The organism is Streptomyces sp. NPDC045431 (assembly GCF_040646655.1).
Lineage (GTDB): Bacteria > Actinomycetota > Actinomycetes > Streptomycetales > Streptomycetaceae > Streptomyces.
Genome location: NZ_JBEZAQ010000012.1, coordinates 69,348 through 95,447, shown reverse-complemented (window position 1 = coordinate 95,447; position 26,100 = coordinate 69,348). Strand labels below are relative to the sequence as shown.

Genomic DNA, 26,100 nt, shown 5'->3' with positions numbered 1-26,100 from the left:
GGCCTACGGTGTGCGCGCCGCCGCACCGCCGCCGAGGCCGTCGACGTACGCGGCGACCCACGCCAGCGGGGCGTTCCAGTTGATGGTGATCTCGTTGGTGGACCAGGATTCGATGTCGTCGAGGTAGCACATCGCCGGGGCGCAGCCCTTCAGCTTGGCCTGCGCGACCGGGTCCTGGATGGCGTCGTTCGGGCCGCCCGCCAGCGAGCCCGGTGCCGGGTTCGGCAGGGACGGGTCGAGCTGGTGGGCCCAGAAGCGGTGGTGCTGGTTGTGTGAGTCCCGCTCGCCGTACCCGGTCACGTACGACTGGTTGAGCGGGTTGCGCCCCAGCAGGTAGTCCATGCCGCGCAGCACGGCGTCCCGGTAGACGCTCCGGCCCGTCAGGTCGTGGGCCGTGGCGAGGACCACCATGTTGTTGGCCACCTGGCTGTTGGAGCCCCACACGTAGTGGCCGTCCGGCGGCGCGTAGGGCAGGCCGTACGCGGTGCTCGCGGAGTCGGCCGCGTACCCGTCCGCCGCCTTCGTCACCATGGCCCGTACGGCCTGCCGCTGCTTGGCGGTCAGCTTGCTCGGGACGGTGGCCAGGTCGAGCGCGCCCAGTCCCGCCACCGCGCCCCAGGACATGCCGCCGCGCGGGAAGACCGCGTCGGCCTTGCCGTGCAGCGGGGAGGTCAGCACCTCCTGGCGGTAGACGTCCTTGCCGGTGGTCAGGAAGAGCTCGGCGGCCGCCCAGTAGAACTCGTCGCGGACGTCGTCGTCGGGGTAGGCGCCGCCGCCCGTGCCGTCGTCCGGGTCGGCCAGCACGTCCGGGTGGGCCTTGGCGGCGTGCCAGGCGGTCAGGGCCGCCGTGCGGCAGCGGGCGGCGAAGGCCGCGTCGTACGGGGCGAAGAGGCGGGCGCACTGGGCGGCCGTGGCGGCCAGGTTGAGGGTGGCCGCGGTGGTCGGCGGGTGCAGCTCGCGCGGCTGCGGGTCGGTGTGCGGGGGAGTGGGAAGCCCGGTCCACGCCTTGTCGTGCAGCTTGTGGTGGACCATGCCGGCCAGCGGCTCGCCCGCCGGGACCTGCATCCGCATCAGGAAGTCCATCTCCCAGCGGACCTCGTCGAGGATGTCCGGGACGCGGTTGCCGTGCTCGGGCAGCCTCAGCTTGCCGTCCGCGAACGGCGCCCCGTCCGCGCTCTGTTCGGTCAGCGTCCGCTCGTACGCCGACATCAGCTGGGCCACGGAGATGCCGCCGTTGACGACGTACTTGCCGTGGTCACCGGCGTCGTACCAGCCGCCCGCCGCGTCCAGGCGGTAGTCGCACACGCCCGGCTGGCACGGCACGTCGTTGTCGCCCTGGTTGGGGCTCACATTGAGGTGCCCGGCGGGGCGGGCGTACGCGGCGCCGACGATGTCCGCGTCGATCTCGATGCCGCTGCGGTTGTGGTAGAAGTACGCGAGCGCGTCGGTGACCAGCGAGGAGTACAGGCCGTCACCGATCGCGAACGGCTCGCTCCGCTCGCCCGCGACGGTGACCGTGTAGCCCTCACCGGCGGTGGTCACCGCGCTGAAGTCGAAGGTGTGGACGTGCTGCCGGGAGGTGGGGTCCACCCCGGCCGGGGTGGTCGTGCCGCTCGCCCGGACCGTCCCGCCGGCGTCGGTGAGCGTCCACGGCAGCGGTCCGGCGGCGTCGCTGACGACGGTGCCGCCCTTGGGGCCGTGGGGGAGGTAGCCGACCTGGTTGACGCGCACCGGGGAGCCGGTGTCCGGCTCGTACGGAGGCGGCTGCGTGCCGCCGCGGAGCGAGACGTCGTCGACGCAGAAGGTGTACGCCGCCGGGCTGCCCCCGACCTGGAAGGCGAGCTGGGCGGCCGTGTGGTCGGCGCCCGCCGTGAAGGTGTGCGTGACGCGGGCGGCGGTGGGGCCGACGGGCTGTGCGGCGCCGAGCTCCGTGGTCCACGGCTCGGTGGCCATCTGGACGTTGGCGCGGATGGTGACGGGGGTCGTCGCCGTGGCCGTATAGCTGAGCGTGTACCCCTCGCCGGCGGTCAGGGGCAGGGCGTTCTGCCCGATGATCGCGTCCCAGGGGTTGGCCGTGCCCGCCGGGACCTCGGCGCACAGGCGCCCGTCCACGACGGCGGCCGGGCTGCCCGCGGTCCACCACCAGGAGGTGGTGCCGTTCGAGAAGTCCCCGTTGGCGATGAGCTCGGGTTCGTCCTCGGCGGGTTCGGCCGCCGAGGCGGGGACCACCAGGGCCCCGGCCAGCAGCCCGGCGAGGGCGGCGGCGAGGCGGGCGGTACGACGTCTGCGGTAGGGGTGCTGATGCGGCACGCTGCGTTCCTCGGGGGAGTGGGGACGGTCGGGTACGGTTCGTGGGAGCGCTCCCAATCTCGGGGTCGGACCGGCTGGCGTCAAGATGTCGCACACGGCGGGTTCGACTTGTTCGACACAGCGGCGGTGCCCCGGGTGTAGGGGATGCGTTCGGGGTACCCGGCGACGACAATGACTGCAGGACGAACAAGGAGGCGGCATGAACGCTGAGCCCGATTCGACCTCCCAGCGAGAGCGCGTCACGCCGGACAAGCTGCTGCACAGCGGCGCCGAGAGCGGCGAATTCACCGCGGAGGACCTGGTCCTCGCCTCGGGGCGTGACGTGAACCCGAAGAACATGGCCTGGGCCGAACGCCGGCTGGCCGAGAAGGGCAAGGCCGCCCTCGACGAACTGCTCCCCTGACCCTCCGGCACCCTCGCCCCAGCGCGCGGGCCACGCGGCCGCGCCCCCGACCGGGTGGCGCGGCCGCGGCCCCGCGCGCGTGGGTAGGCTGCCGCGGTGGACAGGCACCCGGCTTTCGAGCGGCTGCACAACTTCCGTGACCGGGGGGGCATGCGACCGGGGAGACCCGTGCGGTGGGGGAGGCTCTACCGCTCGGACTCGCTGAGCGAGCCGAGCGGCGGCCACGGGGCGCGATACCTCGCCCTGGGCGTGCGCACGGTCATCGACCTGCGTCACCCCTGGAAGATCGACGCCAAGGGCTTCGTACCGCTCCACGCCTGTTCCGCGCCCACCGGCCCGGCGTCACGGCCTCGGTGAGCGCGTACGTGAGCGCGTACGCACGTGACCTGCCGGTGCCGGCCACGAACTGCTGACGGCGGGCGGGCCGCCGGAAAGCCCCGGCGGCCCGCCCCCTTCTCACATCGCCCGCAGGGAGCTCCTCACGCCGCCCGCAGGGAGGCCGGCGAGTGGCGCAGCGACGTGCGGCCCGCGTCCCACGCCCCCAGCACATGGGCGTCCCAGCGGTCGTCCAGCCACACCGTCGCCCGGATGCCGAAGGCGACGTCCGCCGCCAGCTCCGGTTCGCGGGCCAGCAGGTCGCCGAGGACGTCGCGGCGCATCACCTGCTCGTGGACCGCGTCCGCCTCGATGTGCTCGGTGAAGAACCGGACGCACCGCTCCTCCGCGCCCAGCCGCTCCAGCGCCTTCGCCATCCGCCGGGCCCCCGGCGGTGAGGTGATCTCCAGGACCGCGAAGTTCCCGGCGGCCGCGCCCCGCAGCGAGCGGCGCAGCCCGAACAGCGACATCGCGTTCACCACGGCCAGCGTCGCCGCCGGGGCCAGGTCCAGGTAAAGCCCGTACGACGGGTCCAGGCCGGCGCCCTCCATGAGGTCCGCGTACAGCCGCGCGTGCACCCGCTCGCCGCGCCCGCCGCCGAACTCGTCGAACGCCACCGCCACCAGCGAGGCCTTGGCCTGCCCTTCCAGGCGCGGAATCAGCCACGCCTGCGGATCGGACTCCTTGAGCTGGTACAGCGAGCGGTGCACCAGGTACTCCCGCATCAGCTCCCAGGTGCCCGCCTCCATCAGCCGGTGCGAGACCCCGTGCCCGTCGACGGGCTCCACCAGCAGCGGCGCCAGGGCGCCCTCCACGTCGCCGTCCCCGGGCACCGCCTCGCGCAGCGCCGCCAGGAACGCCTCCTCCATCGGCCGGCGCAACCCCAGCAGCGCCGGGTCCCACTCCCGCTCGCCGGAGACGCCCTCGAGGTCCCGGTAGTGCGGTTCGTACGCCAGGTACAGCGCCAGCTGCAGGTCCTCGCCCAACGGGTCGGCCTCCAGGACGCCGGCGTCCGGCGGTGGCGCCGCCTCGCCCAGCAGCACCCGCCGCACGGCCGCCGACAGCGGGCCGCGCGGTTCGGGCAGGGGAGCGGGCCTCCGGCTCATGCGTCGTCCTCCTTCACGTTCTGCTCCGCCTCGCCTTCCGCGCCCTCGGGGCCTTCCTCGACCTCGTACTGCTCCAGCGGCCGCAGCGCGGGCCCCTGCACCACCTTGCCGTCGACGTCGAAGCGCGAGCCGTGGCACGGGCACTCCCACGCGCACTCCTCGTCGTTGAAGTGCACGATGCACCCCAGGTGCGTACACCGCGCCGACACCGCGTGCAGGGCCCCCGACGCGTCCCGGTGCACCGCGAGCCGCTGGCCCCCGACGCGTACCACCGCACCGGCGCCCGGCGCGATGTCGGCGGTCGAGTCGGCGTGCGCGCCCGGCAGCCGGTCGCCGATGAAGTGCTTGCCCACCTGCGCCTGGAGCCGCAGCATCGCGGGCGCCTCGCGCACCGGGTGCAGCCGCACCGGGTCGTACAGGCTCGTCCAGGCGGGTTCGCGGCCCCGGATGCGACTGGCCAGCAGATCGCCGGCCATCACCCCGTTGCTCATGCCCCAGCCGGCGAAACCGGTCGCCACGTACGCGTGCCGGGCACCGGCGTGCAGGCGCCCGACGTACGGCACCCGGTCGGTGGTGAAGTTGTCCTGCGTCGCCCAGCGGTGCGTGAGCTCCACGTCCGGGAACCGCTCGCGGGCCCAGGCCTCCAGCTTCTCGTACCGCTCGCCGACCTCGCCCGGCTCCTCCGTCCCGGGCGTGAACTTCTCGCCGGTGACGATCAGCATGCGCCGCCCTTCGCCGTACGGCGCCGTCCGCACCGAGCGCGTCCCGCCCTCCGGCGTCAGGAAGACGCCGCCCGGGTCCTGCTCCGCCGGGATCGGCCCGGCCACCACCAGCTCGCGCTTCGGCTCCAGCCGGGTGAACAGCAGCCCCCGGTCGAAGACCGGGTAGTGCGTCGCGACCACGACGTCCCGGGCCCTGACCGTGTGCCCGCTGCTCGTGGTCAGCTCCCACGGCGAGCCCTCCTGCAGCCGCGTCACCCGGGTCCGCTCGAAGATCCGCCCGCCCAGCACCTCCAGGTCGGCGGCGAGCGCCAGCAGGTACTTGCGCGGATGGAACTGCGCCTGGTTCTCGACCTTGACCGCGCCCGCCACCGGGAAGGGCAGCGGCACCTCCGTCTCGTACGAGGCGGCCAGACCCGCCGCGCGGGCCGCCTCCGCCTCCTCGCGCAGCTTGTCGGCCATGGCCGGGTCCTCGGTGTACGTGTACGCGGGCAGCGCCTCCAGGTCGCAGTCGATGCCCAGCTCCTCGGACACCTGCGCCACCCGCTCGACCGCGATCTGCTGCGAGTGCGCGTACAGCCGCGCCCCGCGCGCACCGTGGACCGACTGGATCTCGGCGTACGCCAGGCCGTGCAGGGACGACAGCTTCGCCGTGGTGTGGCCGGTCACCCCGGACGCGATCCGGTCGGCCTCCAGCAGCACCACCGGATGCCCGGCACGGGCCACCTCCCACGCCGTGCACAGCCCGGCGATACCGCCACCGACGACCGCGACCTCGGTCTCGATCGAGCCGTCCAGGGGCGGACGGACGGGGCCGGGGGCGTACTCCATCCACAGCGAGCCGGAGGCGGGGTCGTTCGTCATCGCTCACTCCTCACAGCGGCCGTCCACATCGTCGTCTTGACAGTCACGTTCCGATACACACCGTTCCGATCGTTTCGCGAGAGATCTTTGAGGTACCCGCTACACATGCGGCTACTCAAACCACGTGGTGTGTACGAACCCCAGGAGGACACGGAGCTGCTTGCGAAGGCCGCCCGCAGCGAACTGCGTACCCTGCATCTCCCCGCCCACGCCGAGATCCTCGACGTGGGCACCGGAACGGGTGCGCTGGCGCTGCTGGCGGCCGAGTGGACAGCGGCGCGGGTGACCGCCGTGGACATCTCCTGGCGCGCCGTGCTCGCCGCGCGCTACAACGCCCGCCGGCGCGGCCTCCCCGTCGAGGTGCGCCACGGCGACCTGACCGGACCGGTCGAGGGCCGGACCTTCGACCTCATCCTGGCGAACCCGCCGTACGTGGCCTCGCCACGTCCGGCACACGGCCCCGCGCGCTCCTGGAACGCCGGGACCGACGGGCGCGCCGTCCTGGACCGGCTGTGCGAGCGGGTGCCCGGGCTGCTGCGCGAGGGGGGCGTCCTGCTCCTGGTGCAGTCGGCGCTCAGCGGCGTGGGCACCACGCTCGAACAGCTCGGCGACCGGGGACTGAGCACCCGGGTGACCCTGCGCACCCGGATCCCCTTCGGGCCGGTGATGGACGACCACGCCGAATGGCTGGAGGAGCGCGGCCTCATCCCGCCCGGTGAGCGCAAGGAAGAGCTGGTGGTGATCCGTGCCCAGCGGACGTGACCCCCGACGCGTCGTCGTCGACCCCGAAGGACCGCTGCTGCTCGACGGGCCGGTGGAGGTACGCCTGTCCGACGGCACCACGGCGTGCTCCGACCGGTTCATGGTGGCGGTGTGCACCTGCCGGCGCAGCCGCCGCTACCCGTGGTGCGACACGAGCCACCGGCGCAGGACCCGTACGGAGGCGGAACCGGCCGGGGAAGCGGGAGGAGGATGAATGAAACGCCCGCGACTGCGCACTCGTACCCCATGAGCCACCCGAACCCGGACCCAGATCCGGACCGCACCCCCGGCCTGGAAGCCGGCGGCGGCGTTCCGCCCGGCGAGACACCGCCCGCGGAGTCGAGCATGTCCGAGGCCGGGCCGCGGGAGACGCACAACCCGACGACCGGCTGGGCGAAGGCCCCGCTGGTCCTGATCCTGCTCATCGTGGTGCTCGTCGCGGCGCTGTTCGCCGCGATGGCCGTGATGATCGCACTGTGAACCCGCTCAACCTGTGAACCCGCTCAACCTGTGAAGCGAAGGAGCTCGAAACACATGACAACCGCACGTCAGCTGATGACCGAGGGCGTCGAGTGCATCGGCGAGAACGACACGCTCCTGAAGGCCGCCGAGGAGATGAAGCGCCTCGGGGTCGGGGCGATGCCGATCTGCGGCGAGGACGACAAGCTCAAGGGCATGCTGACCGACCGTGACATCGTGGTGAAGTGTCTCGGCGCGGGCAAGGACCCGGCGAAGACCACCGCGGGTGAACTCGCCCAGGGCGAGGTCGTGTACGTGGACGCCGGCGACAACGCGCAACTGGTGCTGCGCAAGATGTCCGAGCACAAGGTGCGCCGGCTCCCGGTGATCGACGACCACCGGCTGGTCGGCATGGTCGCCCAGGCCGACGTGGCCCGCGGTCTCCCGGACCCCCAGGTCGGCGACCTGCTGCAGGCGCTCTCCACGGACTAGCGGAAGCGTGACCGAAGGGGCGGGGTGGGGCCTGATGGCCCCACCCCGCCCCTTTGCGACCCCGCCCCTTCGCGTCGTCCGCCCGTGCACGCGCCGGACTACTTCGGCCGCTCCCCCTTCTCGCCCTTCGGCCCCCGCCCCCGCTCCGTCTTGGCCCCGCGCGAGCGCATCCCCTCGTCCCGCTGCAGCCGGGCGTTCGCCTCCTCGTTGGCCTGCTGGTCGGACACGCCCTCGTTCTCCGCGTCCTTGCGCGTCCGCGCGCGCCGTACGTCGTACTTCTTGCTGCCTGGCTCCGGCATGTACGTCCACCTCCCGCTGCGAGCAGTGTCCGACCGGTTTCCCCGACCGGCCTTCCGACCGGCTCCGGGTACCCGGCCCGCCCCGTACACACTCCGGGCACAGGCCGCCATACTGGACGCTGGACGGGCGGGGGAGGGCGTGACGAACCGACGGGGGCGAGAGCACGCTATGGGGGACACCAGGCTGATCCACGGCCGCTACCGGCTGCACGAGGTCATCGGGCGCGGCGGCATGGGGGAGGTGTGGCGCGCCACGGACGAGGCGCTCGGCCGCCGCGTCGCGGTCAAGTGCCTCAAACCGCTCGGACTCGGGCCGCAGCGCGACGAGAACCTCGTACGCGCGCTGCGCGAGCGCTTCCGCCGCGAGGCGCGCGTCGCGGCCGCGCTCCAGCACCGCGGCGTGACCGTGGTGCACGACTTCGGCGACTGGGACGGCGTCCTCTACCTCGTCATGGAGCTCCTCGACGGCCGCGACCTCAGCAGGCTCATGGAGGACGACGCGCACCGGCCGCTGCCGGTCCACGACGTCGTCGACATCGCCGAACAGGTCGCCGACGCCCTCGCGTACACCCACCGCCAGGGCGTCGTCCACCGCGACCTCAAGCCGGCCAACATCGTGCGCCTCGCCGACGGCACGGTGAAGATCTGCGACTTCGGCATCGCCCGCCTCGGCGCCGACATCGGCTTCACCGCCCGCCTCACGGGCACCGGCATCGCCATGGGCACCCCGCACTACATGTCACCCGAACAGATCGGCGGCGGGCCCGTCGACCACCGCAGCGACCTGTACTCGCTGGGGTGCGTGCTGTACGAGATCGCCACCGGGGCCCCGCCGTTCGACCTCGGTGACGCCTGGGCCATCCTCGTCGGCCACCGCGACACCCCGCCGGAGCCGCCGCGCGCCCACCGGCCCGAACTGCCCGCACCCTTCGAGCGGATCGTCCTGGACCTGCTCGCCAAGGCCCCGGAGGACCGCCCGGACGACGCCGCCGACCTGAGCCGCCGCCTCACCGCCGCCCGTGCGGCGGGGCCGGGCGGCGGAACCCCGTCGAACGCGGCGCCCCGGCCGTACACGGGGACCTGGCCGGCCCCACGGGCCCTGCCGGACCGGGAGCCGCGCCTGCCCTCGTGGACGCGGTCCATGACCACCGGCCCCAAGGCCGTCGGCGCCGGCGCCCTGCGCACCACCCCGCCCGACCCCTCCGCCGGCCTCACCGGCCACTGGACCACCCCCACCCCGCCCGACCCCGAGCCGCACGCCGCCCTCGGCGCCCTCGCCGCCCGGCGCCACGCGGCCCTCGGCCCGGACCACCCCGACACACTCGCGGCGCAGCAGGAGATGGCGTACGTCCTCGGCGGGCAGGGCCGCCACTTCGAGGCGCACCAGCTGTACCGGCGCGTGCTCGCGGCCCGCGAACGCACCCTCGGCCCCGACCACCCCGACACCCTCCGCTGCCGCCACAACCTGGCGTACAGTCTCGGCAGGCTGGGGCGCCTGGAGGAGGCGTACCGCATGGCGGCCGACGTCGCCGCGGCCCGTGCCGGGCTGCTCGGCCCCGAGCACCCGGACACCCTGGCCACCCGGTACGAGGTGGCGCACACCCTCGGCCGGCTGGGCCGCTGGCCCGAGGCCCTGCACGCCTACCGCGAGGTCGCCGACGCCCGCGCCCGCACCCTCGGCCCGGACCACCCCGACACGCTCGCCGCCCGCTACGAGACCGGCATCAGCCTCGGCCGCCTCGGCCGCAGCCACGAGGCCCTGGCGCTCTACCGCGACCTCGTCGAGGCGCGCACCCGGACCCTGGGCCCCGAGGCCCCCGAGACCCTGCGCGCCCGCCACGGCGTCGGCGTCAACCTCGGCCGCCTCGGCCGCTGGGAGGAGGCGCTCGCCGAGGCCCGTGAGGTGTCCGCGCTCCGCGAGCGGGTGCTGGGACCCGACCACCCCGACACGCTCGCCAGCTGCCGCGAGGCCGCCAACGCGCTGGGCTGGCTGGGCCGCTGGCACGAGGCCCTGCGCGGCTACCAGCGGGTCGCCGCCGCCCGCGAGCGGGTCCTCGGCCCCGCCCACCCGGACGCCCTCGCCGGCCGCGACGACGAGGCACACTGCCTGGAGCAGCTCGGCCGCCACGCCGAGGCCGTCGAGCTCCACCGCCGCGTCGCCGCCCAGACCAGACGCCGAGGAGAGGAACCATGACGCCCTCCCGCCCGTACGACGCCGTCATCGTCGGCGGCGGCCACAACGGCCTGGTCGCCGCCGCCTACCTGGCCCGCGCGGGCCGCACCGTCCTCGTCCTCGAACGGCTCGCCACCACCGGCGGAGCGGCGGTCTCCACCCGGCCCTTCTCCGGGGTCGACGCCCGCCTGTCGCGCTACTCCTACCTGGTGTCCCTGCTGCCGCCGAAGATCGTCCGCGAGCTCGGCCTGCGCTTCACCGTCCGCCGCCGCCCCGTCTCCTCGTACACCCCCACCCTGCGCGGCGGCCGCGCAGGCGGCCTGCTGGTCGGCGCGGAGCGCACCACCCGGGAGTCGTTCGCCGCGCTCACCGGCTCGGACGCCGAGTACGCGGCCTGGCGGCGCTTCCACGCCCGCACCCGGCACGTCGCCGCACGCGTCTTCCCCACCCTCACCGAGCCGCTGCCCACGCGGGACGCCCTGCGTGCCCGCGTCGCGGACGACGAGGCGTGGCGGACCCTCTTCGAGGAGCCCCTCGGCGTCACGATCGAGGAGCACTTCCAGGACGACCTGGTCCGGGGCGTGGTCCTCACCGACGCGCTGATCGGAACCTTCGCCGACGCCCACGACCCGTCCCTCGCGCAGAACCGGTGCTTCCTCTACCACGTGATCGGCGGCGGCACCGGCGACTGGAGCGTGCCCGTCGGCGGCATGGGCGCGCTCACCGACGCCCTCGCGGACGCGGCGCGCACGGCGGGCGCCGAGATCGCCACCGGCCACGAGGCGACGCGGATCGCCACCGACGGCCGCACCGCGGAGGTCACCTACCGCACCGGGAACACCGAGGGCACGGTGGCAGCCCGCCACGTCCTGGCCGGCACCTCCCCGCACGCCCTCGCGGCCCTCCTCGGCGAACCCGCCCCGCCGCCCGCCGAGGGCGCCCAGCTGAAGGTCAACATGCTGCTGACCCGGCTGCCCCGCCCCCGTACGCCACGGGCGACGTGGAGGGGCCCGGCCGCTGGGGCGTGGAGACCGCGCACCCCAACGTGCTGCTGTGCGGGGCGGGCGCGGTCCGCGGCGGCGGCGTCAGCGGCATCCCCGGCCACAACGCGGCGATGGCGGTCCTGGGTCGCTGACCAGCCGCCGGACGCACGTGGGGACGGGAGCCGCGCGGCTCCCGTCCCCACGTGCGTGGCGCTGGGCGTCAGCCGAGGTGGAAGTACCCGCCGTGGATATGACCCACGTGGACCTTGCCCGCCTTGACCTTGTAGCCGTCGAGCCAGCCGAGCTTGTAGTCGTCGCCGCCCGCGGCCGCCGGGGAGGCGGAGAGGAAGCAGGCGGCCGTCAGGCCGGCGAGGATCACCGAGATACGCCGAAGCATGGGTTTCTCCTTCGAGTTGAGGGGGACTCGACTCGACTGTTCACCAGCTGTCGGCGGCCCGCACGCCGAGGCGCCCGCCCGGGTGGCGCCACGCCGCACGATCCCGCTATCCGGCCGTCGACACGGCACCGCGCCCGGGCGGGAGCCCGGGCGCGGGAGGGGAAGGGTGGGCGCGACCCCGCTCAGGTGCGGGGCGGCTCCTGGCCGGGGTCGCGGCCGTACTGCTCCTTCAGCCTGTCCTGGCCGGTGTCGACCTGGCCGCTGTACTTGCCCTGCGTCTTCCGGTCGGCGGCGTCGCCGGCCTTGTCGACGCCCTTGTCTGCCTGGCTCTCGTGGCCCTTGAGCATCTGCTTGAGCTTGTCCATCACGGACATAGGGTCATCCTCCTGGTCGTGACGTCCCCCGCCCTTCAGTCTCACCGCAGCCCCCCGGATCCGCATCCGGGCGCCCGTCCGGGTGACCGTTCACCCCGTCGGCGCCGCCGCCCGCGCCGCGAGCCACGCCTCGTGCGCGCGCGACACCCGCTCCCACAGCGTGGCCCGGTCCACGGCGTCGAGGGTGTCCAGGTTCCGCCCGAAGACGTCCGCGAGGGCGCCGTACCATTCGGCCGGCGTGTTCAGCGTCCGCTCACCGCGCCCGGCCGCGTCGACGCGCGTGAGCACCCGGCCCCGCAGGATGTCCACCCCCTCGGCGTCCCGGCGCAGCGCGGCGAAGGTCCCCAGGAAGGGGGAGTCCGGCGCCGTGGACAGCCGCAGGTGCTCGGCGGCGAAGTCGGCCATCGTGGCCGGCCGCCCCGCCATCTCCATGACCGGGAACGGACCGCCCTCGTTGAAGAAGGTCCAGCCCCCCGGCTCGGTGGCGGACGGCTCCATGCGGTACGTGAACGGCCCCTGGCGGTACGTCCCCGGACGCAGCGGCAGCGGCTCGTACGGCCCGTCACCGAGGCCCGCGTCCACGAACCAGCCCCGACCGCCGACGCGTACGGTCAGCGCCAGGTGGTTGCCGTTGGCGCCCCGGCCCGCCGGGTCCTCGTGGACGCCCGCCACATGCCGGGTCACGTCGTACCCGAGCGCCTCCAGCAGCGCGGCGAAGCCGCCGTTCAGGTGGAAGCAGTAGCCGCCCTGCCCGGCCGCGAACCGCCGCACCGAGAGCTCCGGATCGATACCGGGCGGGCGGCCGAGCTGGATGTCGATGTTCTCGTAGGGAACGCGTTCGAGATGGGCGCGCTGGAGCGCGAACAGGGCTTCGGCGGACGGCGCGCCCGGATGGGCCACGCCGAGGTGGGACAAGTAGTCCTCACATGCCTTCGAGATCATGGTAGTTCACCCTAACGGGCGAGTATTTCCGCTTCGTCCACGGGGTGTGCGGTCGGCTCAGTCCACCGAGGGGGTCCAGCCGTCCGGCCGGAGGCGCGCCGCGTCCGACGGGCGCGCGTCGTCGAAGAGGACGTCGTCGCCGTCGCGCACCCGCAGCCCGTCCACGTACACCCCGCGCCCCACGTACCGCCGGTCGGTCGCGTACCGCCAGCGCAGCCGCAGCGGCGCCGTGCCGCGCCAGTCCGACAGGTCCGCCTCCAGCCGGTGCCACACCCGCCCGGACCAGCCGGTCACCGCGCCGCTGGAATGCAGGGCCGGCCCGCCGCCTCCGCCGGGCCGTACGGTCGTGAACGGCACCGGCCGCCAGGTCGCCCCTCCGTCGCCGGAGGCCTCCAGGTAGAGGGCGTCCGCGCCCGGCTCGATGTCCCACCACAGCGCGCAGCGCAGCCGGGCCCGGCCGGACACCGGTGCCGGAAGGTCGGGCAGGGTGAGCGTCGCCGCGGCGCCCGAGGCCATGCCCGCGTACCAGGCGGTGCGGCCGTGCGCCGGGCGTACCGGGACGGCGCGTGCCAGATGGTCGGCGGCGGCGACGCGGGGCGCCGAGCCGGAACGCCACGAGCGCACCGGGTGCACCGAGTTGCCGAGGACGACCAGGAACGAGTCGGTGGTCGGGTCGATGACCAGGCTGGTGCCGGTGAAACCGGTGTGGCCCGCGGTGTGCGGCGTGGCCATGGCCCCCATGTACCAGTGCTGGTAGAGCTCGAAGCCCAGCCCGTGCTCGTCGCCCGGGAAGGCGGTGTTGAAGTCGGTGAACATCAGTTCCACGGACTTCGGCTCCAGGATGCGGGCACGGCCGTAGACGCCGCCGTTCAGCAGCGTACGGGCGAGGACGGCCAGGTCCCAGGCGCAGGAGAAGACACCGGCGTGGCCCGCGACACCGCCGAGGCTGTACGCGTTCTCGTCGTGGACCTCGCCCCACACCAGGCCGCGCTCCAGGCCGGACCAGGGGCGGCGGGCGTCCTCGGTCGCGGCGATCAGCGGCTTCCAGGAGGCGGGCGGATTGAAACGGGTGCGGTGCATCCCGAGCGGAGCGGTGATCTCGTTGCGCAGCAGCGCGTCCAGCGACCGGTCGGTGATCTCCTCCAGGACCAGCTGGAGGGTGATGAGGTTCAGGTCCGAGTAGAGGTACGTGCTCCCGGGCGGGTTCGCCGGCGCCTCCTCCCACAGCCGCCGCAGCTTCCCCTCCCGCGTCGGCTCCTCGTACAGGGGGATCCAGGCCCGCAGCCCCGACGTGTGCGTGAGCAGCTGACGCACCGTGATGTCCTGCTTGCCGCCGCCCCCGAAGTCCGGCAGGTACGCGGTGACCTTGGCCTCCAGGTCCAGCGCGCCGCGCTCGATCTGCTGCACCGCCAGCACCGCCGTGAAGAGCTTCGACACCGACGCCAGATCGAAGACCGTGTCCTCGGTCATCGCGATCCGCTGCTCGGCCGGAAGCTCCACGCCCGTGTCCGTCTTCTCGTCGTACGCCGCGTACCGGACGGCGTGCCCGATGGCCCGGTGCAGCGCCACTGTGCCCCCGCGCCCCGCGAGCAGCACCGCCCCCGCGTACCACGGGTGCTTGGGGGAGGGCTCCAGGAACCGCTCCGCGTCGGCCACCAGCCGGTCCAGGTGGCCGGGCAGCAGCCCGGCCCGCTCCGCGGACCCCAGCCGCAGCGTCGGCCGCCCACCCCGTACCCCGGACCCGGAGCCGGGGCGCGCGGCCGAACCGCCGCCCGGCCGGGACCCGCCGTCGTCCGCCGCGGCGGCACCCGGAATCGAACCGATCACCAGCGCTCCTCCCAGGGCCAGGACTCCGCCGCCGAGCCGGCGCCGACTGATCCCCTCCGCCATCCCCACCCCTCCAGCCTCCTGAAAGAATCCTTCCGGCACCCCCGCGGCAGGTGAAACTTTCTTACCGTCGCCCGGGACCCGTCAAGACACCGCACCGCACCCGTTCCGGCCCCCACAGCGCGCGGCGCACCCCCCGCTCTGGCAGCGTGGCCGCATGAGCACGGGCACGGAACAGGGCCCTCACCAGGGGCCGGAGGCCGGAACGGGCGCGGGCCACGGGCCCGCGCGCCTCGTCCGGCAGTGGACCACCTGGGCGCCGGTCGTCGCCGTGGCCGTCCTCGCCGCCGGCTGGGGGCGCCACCTGCCCGGCCCGGTCGTCGCCGTCGTCGGGCTCTGCCTCATCGCCTCCGTCCTCTCCGCCGTCCACCACGCCGAGGTCGTCGCCCACCGCGTCGGCGAACCGTACGGCTCGCTCGTCCTGGCCGTCGCCGTGACCGTCATCGAGGTCGGGCTCATCGTGATGCTGATGGCCGGGGGAGGCGGCGACGCGTCCACGTACGCCCGCGACACCGTCTTCGCCGCCTTCATGATCACCTGCAACGGCGTCGTCGGCCTCTCCGTGCTCGTCGCGGCGCTGCGGCGCCACCGGGTCGCCGTCTTCAACGCCGAGGGCTCCGGCGGCGCGCTCGCCACCGTGACCACCCTCGCCACCATGACCCTGGTCCTGCCCACCTTCACCACCGGCAGGCCGGGCCATCAGTTCACCGGCGCCCAGCTGGCCTTCGCCGCCGTCGCCTCACTCGCCCTCTACCTGCTGTTCGTCACCGTGCAGACCGTCCGGCACCGCGACTACTTCCTGCCCGTCGCCCGCGACGGCGGCCTCGCCGACAGCGAGGAGGACCACGCCCCGCCGCCCGCGGCCCGCGCCGCCTGGCAGAGCCTCGGCCTGCTGCTGGTGGCGCTCGTCGCCGTCGTCGGCAACGCCAAGCTGGTCTCACCCGCCATCGAGGACGGCGTCGAATCGGCGGGGCTGCCGCAGGCGGTCGTCGGCGTGGTCATCGCCCTGATGGTGCTGCTGCCGGAGACCCTCGCCGCCGTGCGCGCCGCGCGCCGCGGCCGCGTCCAGACCAGCCTCAACCTCGCCTACGGCTCCGCGATCGCCAGCATCGGCCTGACCGTGCCGGCGATCGCGCTCGCCTCGATCTGGCTGTCCGGGCCCCTGGTGCTCGGTCTGGGCGCCGTCCACCTGGTGCTGCTCACGCTCACCGCCGTGGTCAGCGCCCTGACCGTGGTGCCCGGACGGGCCACTCTCCTCTAGGGCGGCGTGCACCTGGTGCTCTTCGCCGCCTTCGTCTTCCTGTCGATCAGCCCCTGATCAGTTCCTGATCAGTCCCTGACGCGTACGATCCGCAGCGCGGGGTCGGACAGGATGTCCTTCTCGCAGAAACGCGCCCGCACCCACCGCTCGCCCGAGAACAGCGCCGTCTGGTCGCCGAAGTGCGGCGAGAGCGGGTTCGACGACTGCGCGTAGGTCAGCAGCGTCCGGGCCACCGGGCACCGGCCGCCGTCCCAGCCGACCGCCTGGACATGGCTCGTCCCGTGCGCCACCTCCGTGTAGCCCCCGCCCGCGGCGTTCCACACGGCCTCGGTCTTGTTCCACACGCCGAGCGACTCCGTACCGCCGTGCACGGCGATGCGCCGGTCGCCCCGTACCACGAACTGGTGCTCCCCGAGCGGCGCGTCCAGCGGTATCCCCGCCGCCCGCAGCTCCGCGACCGCGTCCTTCAGCGCCTTCGCGAAGGCCGGGGAAGCGGTGTCGAGCGTGTGCGGCGTACGGACCGGGTCGGCCGCCGAGAACGGCACCTTCCACAGCCGGGCCGCCGGGACGGCCGCCGTGAGTCTGCGCCAGAAGCGGTCGAAGAGCAGCGCGCCCCGGCTGCCGGTGTCCACCGTGCGGTCCCACCGCGCGATCACCCCGCACGCCTCCCGGTCCTCCGGCAGCACGGCCGCGCACGCCTCCGCCGCGTCGGCGGCCGCGAGGTCGCCGGCCGGCGCCCGGTTGGCGAACTGCTGCCGCTGGAGGTCCGCCACCGTCAGCCGCCCCCTGGCGGCCATCGCGGCGACGTCCTCGACACCGCCCCGGGTCCGCAGCGAACGCGGCGTCGCGACCGTCCCGAACACCCGCTCGTAGCCGGTCAGCGGCCGGTCGGCGTTGGACAGCCAGGCGCTGTCGTTGGAGTTCACGGCGTACGGCGCGTCCTGGAGCAGCGGCATCCGCGACGGCCCCATGACGCCCGGCTGCACCGCGTCCCGGTCCGAGCCGAGCGCGCACTCCGTACGCGAACCGTCCAGCACCGCCACGCCCGACGCCGGGTACGTCACCGCGCCCAGCGGCGTCGAGCACCGCGCGGCCAGCTCGTCGGTGATGCGCGGCAGCACCTGCGCCTGGGTGAACAGCGTGTGCCCGGACGCGTCCGCCGCGACGGTGTTCACCCACGGCAGGCCCTGCGTGCGGCGCAGCACCTCGGACATCTCGCGCGTCGAGCGCGCCTTGGCGAAGCCCAGCGCGGTGTCCGTGGAGCGCAGGTTGACGGCGTTCGGGTCGTTCAGCGCGTACGCCGTCGTCGCCGACCAGGGCAGCGGCAGGGAGGCGCCGAGCGAGGTGACGACCGGCCCGTACCGCGTCCACCACTGCGTACGGGTGACGGCGGCCCCGCCCTTCACCGGGACGGTGACCGTGCGCCGCGTCATCCGCTCCGGCCTGCCGTCGATGAGGTAGACCGTCGGATCGGCCGGGTCCAGCGCCAGCTGGTGGAGGTTGAGGGTGACGCCGGTGGCGACGGTGTGGCTCCACGCCACCTTGTCGGTGAAGCCGATGGAGACGGCCGTACCGCCGAGCAGCGAGCCGCCCGACACGTTCAGCTCGCCGGGAATGGTCTGCTGCGACTGCCAGAAGCGCCGGCCGCCGTGCCACGGGTAGTGCGGGTTGCCCAGCAGCAGCCCGCGGCCGTTCGCCGTGGTCGCGCCACCGAACGCCACCGCGTTGGACCCCATGTCGGCGCTCCCGGCGGCGAACAGCGCGCGGGCGCCCTCCGCCGTACGAGCCGGGTCGGCCGCCGCCACGGGTCCGGCGCCCGGAGGACGCGCCGCCGTGATGCCGTCGACGGCCCGGCCCTGCCCGCCGAGCACCGCGAGCGCGAAGCCGCGCCGGGCGACGTCCAGCGCGGTGACGGGCCGTACCCAGTCGGCGCCCGCGCACGCCGGGTCGGTGACGCGGTTCTGGCGCAGCCAGGCGTTGTACCCGGCGGCCCAGCCGCGCATCAACTCCTTCGCCTCCCGGCTCGGCCCGGCGGGCGCCGGGGTCGCGAGCAGCCGCTCCACGGTGCCCGCGTCCTGTACGCCGCGGAAGTACAGGTCGCTGGAGAGGTTGGTGGCCGCTGACGAGAGCGCCCCGTCGGCCGCCGCACCCGCGCCGAAGTGGCGCGAGCGCTCGCCCCGTACGGTCGTGAACCCATCGGCCAGCACGCACACCTGGTCGGCCGCCTGCGCCCAGCCGGTGCCGAAGCCGAGGTTCGCGTAGTCCTTCGCCAGGATGTGCGGGATGCCGTACTCGGTGTAGCGGATGACGGCCGAGAAGCCGCCGGCGGACGGCCGGTGACGCTCCGTCGGTACGGTGGAACCGGCGGGACCGGCCGCGGCGGCCACCGTCGCGAGCGCGACGACCGCCGGGACGAGCCGTCTGGAACGGCTCCGCGAAAGCCTGCTGCGGAAGAGCAACGTGCCTCCCAACAAGACCGGAAAGAAAGCCTGTCGGGCCATGCACCCACCCCCGACCGCACGGTGTCAACCGTCCGGTCGGTATGGGTGGGTGGGTGTGGGGCGGCGGAGCGGGGCCCTCGGGTCACTGGAGCGTGCGGCGCACGCACTCGGCGACCACGGACCGCAGACTCCCCTCCCGCTCCATCAGCTCGCGCTGTACGCGGGCGCCGTTCCCGGTCTTCAGCAGCATCGCCAGCGCGTCCTGGGCGGCCACCACGTCACCGCTCTCCTCCAGGGCGTCGCGCACATGGTCGAACAGCGCCCGCACGACGGCCTCGGCCGGCGCGGGCCGCATCGTCAGCGGGTGGATCAGCGTGTCCTCCAGCCCCGACCGGGCCGCCCGCCAGGACGCCAGGCGCAGCAGCGTCACCCCGTGCCGGGCGGGCGGCTCGCCGTCCCGCCACTGGCGCGCCGCGGTCTCCACCAGGCCCCGGATCAGCGTCGCCAGCAGCACCGTGGTGGACGGGTCCAGGCAGACGTCGGCCACCCGGATCTCGACGGTGGGGTACGAGTGGGAGAGCCGGGCGTCGAAGTAGACCATGCCCTCGTCGCGCAGCACCCCGCTCGCGACCATGTCGCGCACCTGCTCGTGGTAGCGGTCGGCCGAACCGAAGACCTCCACCGGGCCCGCCGACGGCCAGCGCCCCCACACGCGGCTGCGGTAGCTGCCGTACCCGCTGTCCTCGCCCTGCCAGAACGGCGAGTTCGCGCTCATGGCCAGCAGCGCCGGAAGCCAGGGCCGGATCCGGTCGAGGACCGCCACCCCCTCCTCGTCCGACTCCACCGACACGTGGACGTGGCACCCGCACGTGAGCTGCTCCTGGGCGGTGAGGCCGAAGTGCTCCTTCAGCCACTGGTGCCGCTCCCCGGTCCCGATGGTGGGGCTCACCGGCAGCGGCGACGTCGCCAGCGCCGCCACGGAGGCGTTGAGCCCCTCCGCATGGCGCGCCGCCTCCGCCCGCCAGCGCCGGATCTCGACCCCGAGGTCCGCCATGGACGTCTGCGGCCGCGTGGCGAACTCCAGCTGCTGGCGCTGCAACTCGCTCTCGAAGACCTCCTCATTGCCCTGCGGGTCCCGCTCGACGGCGGCCAGCACCGCCGCCGAAAGCGCTCTCGGCTCACCGCTCTCCGGATCGACGAGCAGGAGTTCCTCTTCGACGCCCACGCTGCGCACGACTACCGCCTTTCCACAACCGTCCGGATGTTCCAGACACACCCGGAATGCGGCTCACCTGCCCCCGATCGCGGCGTCCACTCCCCGGGGCCGGTACGCCCCCGCGGCGGGCCGGCCTCCTCACCCCCCGTCGCGCAGGTCCACGATCCGCCGGATCTTCCCCACCGACCGCTCCAGCGTCTCCGGATCCACCACCTCCACCACCACCGACACCCCGATCCCGTCCTTCACGGCCGCCTCCACCGCCCGCGCCGCCCGCTCGCGCACCTCCGCCGTCGCGCCGGGCCGCGCCTCCACCCGCACGGTCAGCGCGTCGAGCCGCCCCTCCCGGGTGAGCCGGAGCTGGAAGTGGGGCGCGAGGCCCGGCGTACGCAGGACGATCTCCTCGATCTGGGTGGGGAAGAGGTTCACGCCGCGCAGGATGACCATGTCGTCACTGCGCCCCGTGACCCTCTCCATCCGCCGGAACACCCGCGCCGTCCCCGGCAGCAGCCGCGTCAGATCGCGCGTGCGGTAGCGGATGACCGGCATCGCCTCCTTGGTGAGCGAGGTGAACACCAGTTCGCCCCGCTCCCCGTCGGGCAGCACCTCGCCCGTCAGCGGGTCGACGACCTCCGGGTAGAAGTGGTCCTCCCAGACGTGCAGTCCGTCCTTCGTCTCCACGCACTCCTGCGCGACGCCCGGTCCGATCACCTCCGACAGCCCGTAGACGTCGACCGCGTCGATCCCGCACCGCTCCTCGATCTCGCGCCGCATCTCCTCCGTCCACGGCTCCGCACCGAAGATCCCGGTGCGCAGGGACGTCGTGCGCGGATCGACGCCCTGCCGCTCGAACTCGTCCAGCAGGGTCAGCATGTACGACGGCGTCACCATGATGATCTCGGGCCGGAAGTCCTGGATCAGCCTCACCTGACGCGCCGTCATCCCGCCGGAGGCGGGCACGACCGTGCACCCGAGCCGCTCGGCGCCGTAGTGCGCGCCGAGCCCGCCCGTGAACAGCCCGTAGCCGTACGCCACATGGACGGTCTGGCCGGGCCGCCCGCCCGCCGCGCGGATCGACCGGGCCATCACGTCCGCCCACAGGTCGAGGTCGCCGTCCGTGTACCCGACGACCGTCGGCAGGCCGGTCGTCCCACTCGACGCGTGGATCCGCCGCACCCGGGACCGCTCCACCGCGAACATCCCGAAGGGGTACGTCTCCCGCAGGTCCGCCTTGGTGGTGAACGGGAAGCGGGCGAGGTCGGCGAGGTCGCGGCAGTCCTCGGGCCGTACCCCCGCCGCGTCGAAGGCCCGCCGGTGGAACTCCACGTTCTCGTACGCGTGGCGCAGCGTCGCCCGCAGCCGCTCCAGCTGCAGCGCCGCCAGCTCCGCGCGGCCGAGCCTCTCCCCGGCGTCGAGCAGGTCCGTCATCGCCGTTCTCCCGTCCTGAGCTCCGGTCGCGGACGGTCGACCGATCATTCGGTCGACGCGTTGGTGATCAGTTATCCAACCCGGCCGCGGCGAAGGCAAGAGGCCGGAGCCGCATTCCGTCCCGGACCCCTACGCGCTGGGCGGAACTCCCTTGTGGTCCCGGGGCCCCGTTGTGAGGATCACGCCCATGCCGAAGTTCAGCACGTACGACGGGACCGAGCTCGCCTACCACGTCCGGGGGGAGGGCGAGCCGCTCGTCTGCCTGGCCGGCGGGCCGATGCGCGCCTCCGCCTACCTCGGGGACCTGGGCGGGCTCACCGCCCACCGCCGGCTCGTCCTGCTCGACCCGCGCGGCGCCGGCGAGTCCGCGGAGCCCGCCGACCCCGGCACCTACCGCGCCGACCGCCAGGTCGACGACGTCGAGGCGCTGCGCACCCACCTCGGCCTGGAGCGGCTCGACCTCCTCGGCCACTCCGCCGGCGCCACCCTCGCCGTCCTGTACGCCGCCGCCCACCCCGAGCGCCTCACCTCCCTCACCCTCGTCACCGGCGGCACCCGCCCCGCCGGGATCGAGGCCACCGCCGAGGACCGGCGCGAGGCCGCCGACCTGCGCAAGGACGAACCCTGGTACGCCGAGAGCCGCCCCGCCCTCGACGAGATGCTCGCCGGGCGCGACATCGACGAGGTGTGGGACCTCGTGCTGCCGTTCATGTACGGGCGGTGGGACGCGACCGCCCGCGCCCACGCCGCGAGCGACGACGACCAGACCAACTTCGCCGCCGCCGACGCCTTCTACGCCGACGGCGCGCTCGGTGACACCGCCGCCACCCGCGCCGCGCTCACCGCCGTCACCGCGCCCGTGCTCGTCCTCGCCGGCGAGTACGACGCCGGCCCGAGGCCCGCCCGCGCCGCCGAGCTCGCCGCGCTCTTCCCCCACGGGCGGCTCGCCGTCCAGCACGGCGCCGGCCACTACCCGTGGGTGGACGACCCCGCCGCCTTCGCCCGTACGGTCGCCGCGTTCCTCACCCCGCCACCGGACTTCGGCACCGGCGCGGGCGGACGGACCCGTTGATCGCGGTCTGTCCGGGACGGGCCGCGATGACTAGGGTGTGCCGGACGGACGAACCGGGAGGAGCACGCACGTGGCCGACAGCATCACCGCCCAGCAGCAGCTCATGGACTGGAACAAGCCGGACCTCGACCTCAGCGCCGCGGAGTGGCGATCGGGCACCGAGGGCGCGGGCGATGTCCAGATCGCCTTCGTCGAGGGGTTCATCGCCATGCGGAACGCCACCCGCCCGGAGAGCCCGTCGCTGATCTTCACCCCCGCCGAGTGGCGCGCGTTCGTCCGGGGCGCCCGGGAGGGCGAGTTCGACCTCACGTGACGGCACGCCCCCGGAACCGGGCCTGGTCGCCCCTAAGCTGGTGATCATGAGTGGAACCAGCGGAGAGCGCGACCTGACCCGGCTCCTGGCCGCCCTGCGGCCCGAGCTCAACCCCGGCCGCTACGTCTTCTGCGCCGTCGACGGCCCGGCCGTCCCGCCCGGCCTGCACCCCGTGGTCACGGTCGCCGAGTCCGAAGGCCTCACCCTGGTCGTCCGCGAGGAGGAGGCGGACGCGGCATCGCTCCCGTACGACTACGTGGCCGGCTGGATCACCCTCCGTGTCCACTCCGCCCTCGACGCCGTCGGTCTGACCGCCGCCGTCGCGGGCGCCCTCGCCGACGCGGGCCTGAGCTGCAACGTCGTGGCCGGCTACCACCACGACCACCTCTTCGTGGAGCACGCCCACGCCCAGCGGGCCCTCACCGTCCTGCGCGTCCTCGCCGAGAGCGGGGGAGCGGCGGACCCGGCGGCGGGCCGTCCCCCGATGCGGTGAACCGCCCGGAGCCGCGCCCGTGCGCACGGCGGTGCGGGCCGCCCGCCTACCCGCCGTTCGGGGGCCCGTCCGGCGAGGGGGCGCCCGCCGTTCCGGGCGCCCGGGCACGTACCATGGCGGCATGTCCTTCCTCCGTCGCCGCAGCGCCGCCACACCCGCCGGCCCGGACTTCGATGTCCTGGCCATGGACCCGGGCGACTGGCCCGGCAATCTCGGCGCCGGTCTGCTCCCCGCCCCCGACGGCAGCTGCCAGGGTGTCTTCCTCCGGTACGACCTGTTCGGCGGCCGGGGCCCCGCGATGATCATCGGCAACCTCCCGGAGGGCTCCCCGGCGCGCGAGCTCGCCGAGGGCCAGGTGCCCTTCGAGGTCGCCCAGCTGCTCGCCGCGCTCGACAACGACGAGCCGGTCGAGGTCGTCGAGACCGAGGACGTGCCGGTCATGCAGGGCGACAACCTGCTGATCGTGCGCCGCCTCAAGCTCTCCGAGAGCCGCATCTCCTGCGTGCAGTTCGACCGCAGCGACAACGTCCTGGTCACCATCGCCAGCTGGGACCGCCCCATCACCGACGACCTGTACGCGCTGCTCAAGCCCCTGCCCGCGGAACTCTTCCAGCAGGGCTGAGCCCATGGCGACGGACGAGGGGACCACGCGGGCGACCGCCCGCGTCGACAGCTGGATCTGGGCCGTACGACTCACCAAGACCCGCTCGCAGGCCGCCGCGGCCTGCCGCGCCGGGCACGTCCGCGTCAACGGCGAGCGCGTCAAGCCCTCGCAGGCGGTCAAGCCGGGCGACGAGGTGCGGCTCTTCCACGCGGGCCGCGAGCGGATCGTCAAGGTCACGCGCGTACTCGCCAAGCGCGTCGGCGCACCCGTCGCGGCGGAGGCGTACATCGACGACAGCCCGCCCCCGCCGCCCCGCGAGCACGTGGCGCTGGCCGGTGTCCGCGACCGCGGCGCCGGGCGCCCCACCAAGCGCGAACGCCGCGAACTGGACCAGCTCCGCGGCGTCCGCCCCTCCTGACCGCCTCTCTCCCGCTCAGCTCCGGGACGTGAAGAGCTCCGCCACCCGGGCCGCCGAGGTGCCCAGCCCCACCGGCCCGGTCGGCAGACCACCGGTGGGCGCCGTACGGGCCGGCGCGCCCAGGCCGCGCAGCCGTGCCGTCCCCGCGCCCGAGCGGACGTCCTCGTCGCGGTAACGGCGCACGCTGCGGTGCCAGTTGAGGATGCCGGCCAGCCAGTCCTCCAGCTCCCGCACATACGCGTCGAGCGCCGCCCGCCCGGTCTCCGCCAGCCTGAACTGCTCGACCAGCACGGGCAGTTCCTTCTCCTTCACGTGCAGGAACTGCCGCAGCCGCCCCCGCATCAGGTCATCGATGATCGAGACACCGGTGGGATAGTCGCAGCCGAAGAAGGTCTGCACCACCAGCACCCCGTTGTGCACCTCGCCCTCGACCTCGATCTCCTTCTGGTACGAGAAGAGGTCGTTGAGCATCGTGGCGTAGTCCTGGGCCGCGTTCTCCAGGCTGCGCACCGGGCCGCTCCGCAGGAGCTCCGACGGCAGCCCGCCCTCGTGCCGCAGCCGCGCCAGGCTCATCGTCATGTCGGAGCCGAAGGTCTGGCGCCGCATCTCGATGTAGTCGACCGGGTCGGGCACCCGGTGCTGCGCCTGGTTGTGCAGCTCCCACATCCAGCTGTCCAGCATGCGGTCCATCGCCAGGCGCAGGGAGGCCCGGGCCTCGGAGCTCATCGGACCGGCCGTGCGGGCCCACAGGTCGGCCAGCGACCGCTCCATCGGACTGACGGCGTCGGCCGGGACGGCCGCCGGGTCGTCGACCGGCATGCACTCCTTGAGCCGCTCGGTGTACACCTTCGCACCGGCGAGGTCGCGCGGCTTGCCGAACACCAGCGGGTAGTAGTCGTCGCCGTACGTGCCCCAGGTCAGCCACAGGGAGCTGAGCTCCAGCTCCTCGGCGGTGGCGTCCGGGTCCAGACCGGCCGCGCACAGCGGGAGGTCGAAGCCGTCCATCATGGCCTCGTCCCAGATGTCGTCGAGCAGACCCATCCGCCCGGCCCACGCCAGCGCCTTCGCGCGGGCGTCGTCCAGGTGAGGGCTGAGCGACAGGGGGAAGGGCAGGTCGAAGTCGGGCAGCAGTGACGGCCCGACCTGCTGGTGCGGCACATGGGTGAGGGTGCGCAGCCGCGCGGCCGCGGGCCGTCCGAAGAGCGTGCGGATGTCGAGCGCCGACGTGCCCAGCACCCCGGGGAGCGCCGAACGCCCGCCCAGCGCGCCCTCGTTCATGTAGCGGCTGGAACGCATGTGCCACTCGTGGCCGCCGGACTGCCAGTCCTGCAGGCCCTTCGCGTACGCGGCGACGGCGGCGCACTCCTCGGGCCCGAGTCCCTTCTCCACGCACAGCGCGGGCACCTCGGTCAGCGCCGTGTTCTCGAACTGCTGCAGACGGGACGTCAGCAGGTCGTTGACGGCCTCGGCGGCCTCCTGCGTCGAGCAGCCGAGGAACTTCTCCAGCACCAGCACGCCGTTGCTGTTCTCGCCCTCGTCCTCGACCTCCCGCTGGTACGAGAAGAGGTCGTTGCGCAGGTGCACGGCGTCGGAGAACGTGTCCCGCAGCACCAGCAGCGGCCGCGCGTCCGCGACCGACACCGGGACCTCGGCCCCGGCGGCGTACTCCACCAGCCCGGCCGACCAGGGCGCGCCGCCGACCTTGCGGCGCATCTCGATGTACTCGACGGGGTTGGCGATCCGCCCCTCGTTGATGTTGGCGAGCTCCCACAGCGACTCGTTGAGCAGGTGCTCGGTCGCCTCCGCGAACCGGGCCCTCCACCCCGCCGACATGCTGGGCACGGTACGGGTCCACAGGTCGGCGAGACCCGCCTCGACCGGGTTGGTCGCCTCCGGCATCCCCTGCTCGAGGTCCATCGGCATGAAGGCGGGCATCCGGTCCAGGTACGCCTTGCCGCCGGCCAGGTCCTGGGTGCGCTTGAACACCTCCAGGAAGTGGTCGTCGAAGAAGAACACCCAGACGTACCAGTCGGTGACGAGGGACAGCGCGTCGGCGTCGCAGTCGGGATGGGTGTACGAGCACAGCAGGGCGTAGTCGTGCGAGTCGAGGTCGTGCTCCTCCCAGACGCCCGACCCCTCCAGCATCCCCATCCGTCGCGCCCACCGCTTGGTGTGGACCCGGGCGGTCTCCAGGTGGGGATTGAGGCGTGCCGGATACGGCACGTAGAAATCCGGCAGGACGAAGGGCTGAGCCATGCGCGCGGGGCCTTTCGACGAAAAAAGGGGTGGGTAGAGGGACACTTCCGGGC

The 26,100-nt window shown here is 74.0% G+C and carries 25 protein-coding genes and 1 pseudogene; 14 read left to right on the top strand and 12 right to left on the bottom strand.

Annotated features, from left to right (window positions below; genetic code table 11):
- Positions 1–3: 3 nt before the first annotated feature.
- Positions 4–2,310, bottom strand: coding sequence for a glycoside hydrolase family 9 protein (locus AB0A69_RS23215; RefSeq protein WP_361425090.1), 2,307 nt, complete (start codon positions 2,308–2,310; stop codon positions 4–6).
- 199 nt (positions 2,311–2,509) lie between these two features.
- On the opposite strand from AB0A69_RS23215, the gene AB0A69_RS23210 reads away from it, so the two are divergent.
- Together AB0A69_RS23210 and AB0A69_RS23205 are read left to right on the top strand one after the other, a co-directional pair.
- On the top strand, positions 2,510–2,713 hold the full coding sequence (locus AB0A69_RS23210) for a hypothetical protein (RefSeq protein ID WP_355368254.1): 204 nt from the start codon (positions 2,510–2,512) through the stop codon (positions 2,711–2,713).
- 168 nt (positions 2,714–2,881) lie between these two features.
- Positions 2,882–3,070, top strand: coding sequence for a tyrosine-protein phosphatase (locus tag AB0A69_RS23205; RefSeq protein ID WP_361425086.1), 189 nt, complete (start codon positions 2,882–2,884; stop codon positions 3,068–3,070).
- A gap of 122 nt (positions 3,071–3,192) precedes the next feature.
- Here AB0A69_RS23205 and AB0A69_RS23200 read toward each other — a convergent pair whose 3' ends face one another.
- Both AB0A69_RS23200 and AB0A69_RS23195 read right to left on the bottom strand, forming a co-directional pair.
- A complete protein-coding gene (locus AB0A69_RS23200; protein ID WP_361425083.1) occupies positions 3,193–4,194 on the bottom strand; it encodes an iron-containing redox enzyme family protein in 1,002 nt (333 codons plus the stop codon).
- Positions 4,191–5,777, bottom strand: coding sequence for an FAD-dependent oxidoreductase (locus AB0A69_RS23195; RefSeq protein WP_361425080.1), 1,587 nt, complete (start codon positions 5,775–5,777; stop codon positions 4,191–4,193). Before AB0A69_RS23195 ends, AB0A69_RS23200 begins: the two co-directional genes overlap by 4 nt.
- A 129-nt stretch (positions 5,778–5,906) precedes the next feature.
- On the opposite strand from AB0A69_RS23195, the gene AB0A69_RS23190 reads away from it, so the two are divergent.
- Genes AB0A69_RS23190 through AB0A69_RS23175 form a run of 4 tightly spaced genes read left to right on the top strand, consistent with a single transcriptional unit; the run spans position 5,907 to position 7,490 of the window.
- Positions 5,907–6,539 (top strand): HemK2/MTQ2 family protein methyltransferase, encoded by a 633-nt coding sequence (locus tag AB0A69_RS23190; RefSeq protein ID WP_361425077.1) that lies wholly within the window; start codon positions 5,907–5,909, stop codon positions 6,537–6,539.
- Positions 6,523–6,753, top strand: coding sequence for a CDGSH iron-sulfur domain-containing protein (locus AB0A69_RS23185; RefSeq protein WP_361425074.1), 231 nt, complete (start codon positions 6,523–6,525; stop codon positions 6,751–6,753). The genes AB0A69_RS23190 and AB0A69_RS23185 overlap by 17 nt, the downstream gene beginning before the upstream one ends.
- Positions 6,754–6,785: 32 nt before the next feature.
- Entirely contained in the window at positions 6,786–7,019 is a 234-nt protein-coding gene (locus tag AB0A69_RS23180; RefSeq protein ID WP_361425072.1) for a DUF6480 family protein, read from the top strand.
- Positions 7,020–7,073: 54 nt separating this feature from the next.
- A complete protein-coding gene (locus tag AB0A69_RS23175; protein WP_361425069.1) occupies positions 7,074–7,490 on the top strand; it encodes a CBS domain-containing protein in 417 nt (138 codons plus the stop codon).
- 98 nt (positions 7,491–7,588) lie between these two features.
- On the opposite strand, the gene AB0A69_RS23170 is transcribed toward AB0A69_RS23175, so the two are convergent.
- On the bottom strand, positions 7,589–7,789 hold the full coding sequence (locus tag AB0A69_RS23170) for a hypothetical protein (RefSeq protein WP_361425066.1): 201 nt from the start codon (positions 7,787–7,789) through the stop codon (positions 7,589–7,591).
- Between the two features lie 169 nt (positions 7,790–7,958).
- Here AB0A69_RS23170 and AB0A69_RS23165 point away from each other — a divergent pair, with 169 nt between their 5' ends.
- Together AB0A69_RS23165 and AB0A69_RS23160 are read left to right on the top strand one after the other, a co-directional pair.
- Positions 7,959–9,983: a serine/threonine-protein kinase gene (locus AB0A69_RS23165; protein WP_361425063.1), complete on the top strand. Its 2,025-nt coding sequence runs from the start codon at positions 7,959–7,961 to the stop codon at positions 9,981–9,983.
- Positions 9,980–11,097 (top strand): annotated as a pseudogene (locus AB0A69_RS23160) (NAD(P)/FAD-dependent oxidoreductase). Before AB0A69_RS23165 ends, AB0A69_RS23160 begins: the two are co-directional and overlap by 4 nt.
- Positions 11,098–11,165: 68 nt before the next feature.
- Here the strand turns inward: AB0A69_RS23160 and AB0A69_RS23155 are convergent.
- From AB0A69_RS23155 to AB0A69_RS23140, 4 genes are all read right to left on the bottom strand, one after another.
- Positions 11,166–11,342: a hypothetical protein gene (locus tag AB0A69_RS23155; RefSeq protein WP_355357708.1), complete on the bottom strand. Its 177-nt coding sequence runs from the start codon at positions 11,340–11,342 to the stop codon at positions 11,166–11,168.
- Positions 11,343–11,524: 182 nt separating this feature from the next.
- The gene (locus AB0A69_RS23150) at positions 11,525–11,716 is read right to left on the bottom strand and encodes an antitoxin (protein WP_361425061.1); all 192 of its coding nucleotides are present in this window, start codon (positions 11,714–11,716) and stop codon (positions 11,525–11,527) included.
- Between the two features lie 90 nt (positions 11,717–11,806).
- A complete protein-coding gene (locus AB0A69_RS23145; RefSeq protein WP_361425058.1) occupies positions 11,807–12,658 on the bottom strand; it encodes an arylamine N-acetyltransferase in 852 nt (283 codons plus the stop codon).
- Between the two features lie 57 nt (positions 12,659–12,715).
- Positions 12,716–14,548 carry a serine hydrolase gene (locus AB0A69_RS23140; RefSeq protein ID WP_361425055.1) on the bottom strand — a complete coding sequence of 611 codons (1,833 nt, stop codon included), beginning with the start codon at positions 14,546–14,548 and terminating at the stop codon, positions 12,716–12,718.
- A 154-nt stretch (positions 14,549–14,702) separates the two neighbouring features.
- On the opposite strand from AB0A69_RS23140, the gene AB0A69_RS23135 reads away from it, so the two are divergent.
- Complete coding sequence (locus AB0A69_RS23135) at positions 14,703–15,806, top strand: ionic transporter y4hA (protein WP_361425053.1); 1,104 nt, start codon at positions 14,703–14,705, stop codon at positions 15,804–15,806.
- 68 nt (positions 15,807–15,874) lie between these two features.
- Here the strand turns inward: AB0A69_RS23135 and AB0A69_RS23130 are convergent, their stop codons facing one another.
- From AB0A69_RS23130 to paaK, 3 genes are all read right to left on the bottom strand, one after another.
- On the bottom strand, positions 15,875–18,265 hold the full coding sequence (locus AB0A69_RS23130) for a penicillin acylase family protein (protein WP_361425050.1): 2,391 nt from the start codon (positions 18,263–18,265) through the stop codon (positions 15,875–15,877).
- Positions 18,266–18,389: 124 nt separating this feature from the next.
- Positions 18,390–19,481, bottom strand: a complete 1,092-nt coding sequence (locus tag AB0A69_RS23125; RefSeq protein ID WP_361425047.1) for a glutamate--cysteine ligase — start codon at positions 19,479–19,481, stop codon at positions 18,390–18,392.
- Positions 19,482–19,601: 120 nt separating this feature from the next.
- Positions 19,602–20,891, bottom strand: a complete 1,290-nt coding sequence (paaK, locus tag AB0A69_RS23120) for a phenylacetate--CoA ligase PaaK (protein WP_361425044.1) — start codon at positions 20,889–20,891, stop codon at positions 19,602–19,604.
- A 187-nt stretch (positions 20,892–21,078) separates the two neighbouring features.
- Here paaK and AB0A69_RS23115 point away from each other — a divergent pair, with 187 nt between their 5' ends.
- From AB0A69_RS23115 to AB0A69_RS23095, 5 genes are all read left to right on the top strand, one after another.
- A complete protein-coding gene (locus AB0A69_RS23115) occupies positions 21,079–21,963 on the top strand; it encodes an alpha/beta hydrolase (protein WP_361425041.1) in 885 nt (294 codons plus the stop codon).
- 70 nt (positions 21,964–22,033) lie between these two features.
- Positions 22,034–22,276, top strand: a complete 243-nt coding sequence (locus AB0A69_RS23110) for a DUF397 domain-containing protein (RefSeq protein WP_361425038.1) — start codon at positions 22,034–22,036, stop codon at positions 22,274–22,276.
- A 46-nt stretch (positions 22,277–22,322) separates the two neighbouring features.
- The gene (locus tag AB0A69_RS23105; RefSeq protein WP_361425035.1) at positions 22,323–22,769 is read left to right on the top strand and encodes an ACT domain-containing protein; all 447 of its coding nucleotides are present in this window, start codon (positions 22,323–22,325) and stop codon (positions 22,767–22,769) included.
- Between the two features lie 121 nt (positions 22,770–22,890).
- Positions 22,891–23,391 (top strand): hypothetical protein, encoded by a 501-nt coding sequence (locus AB0A69_RS23100; RefSeq protein ID WP_355357744.1) that lies wholly within the window; start codon positions 22,891–22,893, stop codon positions 23,389–23,391.
- A gap of 4 nt (positions 23,392–23,395) precedes the next feature.
- Positions 23,396–23,791, top strand: a complete 396-nt coding sequence (locus AB0A69_RS23095; RefSeq protein WP_361425032.1) for an RNA-binding S4 domain-containing protein — start codon at positions 23,396–23,398, stop codon at positions 23,789–23,791.
- A 15-nt stretch (positions 23,792–23,806) separates the two neighbouring features.
- On the opposite strand, the gene AB0A69_RS23090 is transcribed toward AB0A69_RS23095, so the two are convergent.
- On the bottom strand, positions 23,807–26,047 hold the full coding sequence (locus AB0A69_RS23090; RefSeq protein WP_361425029.1) for a terpene synthase family protein: 2,241 nt from the start codon (positions 26,045–26,047) through the stop codon (positions 23,807–23,809).
- Between the last annotated feature and the right edge of the window lie 53 nt (positions 26,048–26,100).

Excerpts from the sequence above, each read along its gene's own strand:
- AB0A69_RS23210 (WP_355368254.1), top strand. The coding sequence starts at position 2,510 with ATGAACGCTGAGCCCGATTCGACCTCCCAGCGAGAGCGCGTCACGCCG.
- AB0A69_RS23200 (WP_361425083.1), bottom strand. The coding sequence starts at position 4,194 with ATGAGCCGGAGGCCCGCTCCCCTGCCCGAACCGCGCGGCCCGCTGTCG.
- AB0A69_RS23195 (WP_361425080.1), bottom strand. The coding sequence starts at position 5,777 with ATGACGAACGACCCCGCCTCCGGCTCGCTGTGGATGGAGTACGCCCCC.
- AB0A69_RS23180 (WP_361425072.1), top strand. The coding sequence starts at position 6,786 with ATGAGCCACCCGAACCCGGACCCAGATCCGGACCGCACCCCCGGCCTG.
- AB0A69_RS23175 (WP_361425069.1), top strand. The coding sequence starts at position 7,074 with ATGACAACCGCACGTCAGCTGATGACCGAGGGCGTCGAGTGCATCGGC.
- AB0A69_RS23170 (WP_361425066.1), bottom strand. The coding sequence starts at position 7,789 with ATGCCGGAGCCAGGCAGCAAGAAGTACGACGTACGGCGCGCGCGGACG.
- AB0A69_RS23165 (WP_361425063.1), top strand. The coding sequence starts at position 7,959 with ATGGGGGACACCAGGCTGATCCACGGCCGCTACCGGCTGCACGAGGTC.
- AB0A69_RS23155 (WP_355357708.1), bottom strand. The coding sequence starts at position 11,342 with ATGCTTCGGCGTATCTCGGTGATCCTCGCCGGCCTGACGGCCGCCTGC.
- AB0A69_RS23150 (WP_361425061.1), bottom strand. The coding sequence starts at position 11,716 with ATGTCCGTGATGGACAAGCTCAAGCAGATGCTCAAGGGCCACGAGAGC.
- AB0A69_RS23145 (WP_361425058.1), bottom strand. The coding sequence starts at position 12,658 with ATGATCTCGAAGGCATGTGAGGACTACTTGTCCCACCTCGGCGTGGCC.
- AB0A69_RS23140 (WP_361425055.1), bottom strand. The coding sequence starts at position 14,548 with ATGGCGGAGGGGATCAGTCGGCGCCGGCTCGGCGGCGGAGTCCTGGCC.
- AB0A69_RS23135 (WP_361425053.1), top strand. The coding sequence starts at position 14,703 with ATGAGCACGGGCACGGAACAGGGCCCTCACCAGGGGCCGGAGGCCGGA.
- paaK (WP_361425044.1), bottom strand. The coding sequence starts at position 20,891 with ATGACGGACCTGCTCGACGCCGGGGAGAGGCTCGGCCGCGCGGAGCTG.
- AB0A69_RS23115 (WP_361425041.1), top strand. The coding sequence starts at position 21,079 with ATGCCGAAGTTCAGCACGTACGACGGGACCGAGCTCGCCTACCACGTC.
- AB0A69_RS23105 (WP_361425035.1), top strand. The coding sequence starts at position 22,323 with ATGAGTGGAACCAGCGGAGAGCGCGACCTGACCCGGCTCCTGGCCGCC.
- AB0A69_RS23100 (WP_355357744.1), top strand. The coding sequence starts at position 22,891 with ATGTCCTTCCTCCGTCGCCGCAGCGCCGCCACACCCGCCGGCCCGGAC.
- AB0A69_RS23095 (WP_361425032.1), top strand. The coding sequence starts at position 23,396 with ATGGCGACGGACGAGGGGACCACGCGGGCGACCGCCCGCGTCGACAGC.
- AB0A69_RS23090 (WP_361425029.1), bottom strand. The coding sequence starts at position 26,047 with ATGGCTCAGCCCTTCGTCCTGCCGGATTTCTACGTGCCGTATCCGGCA.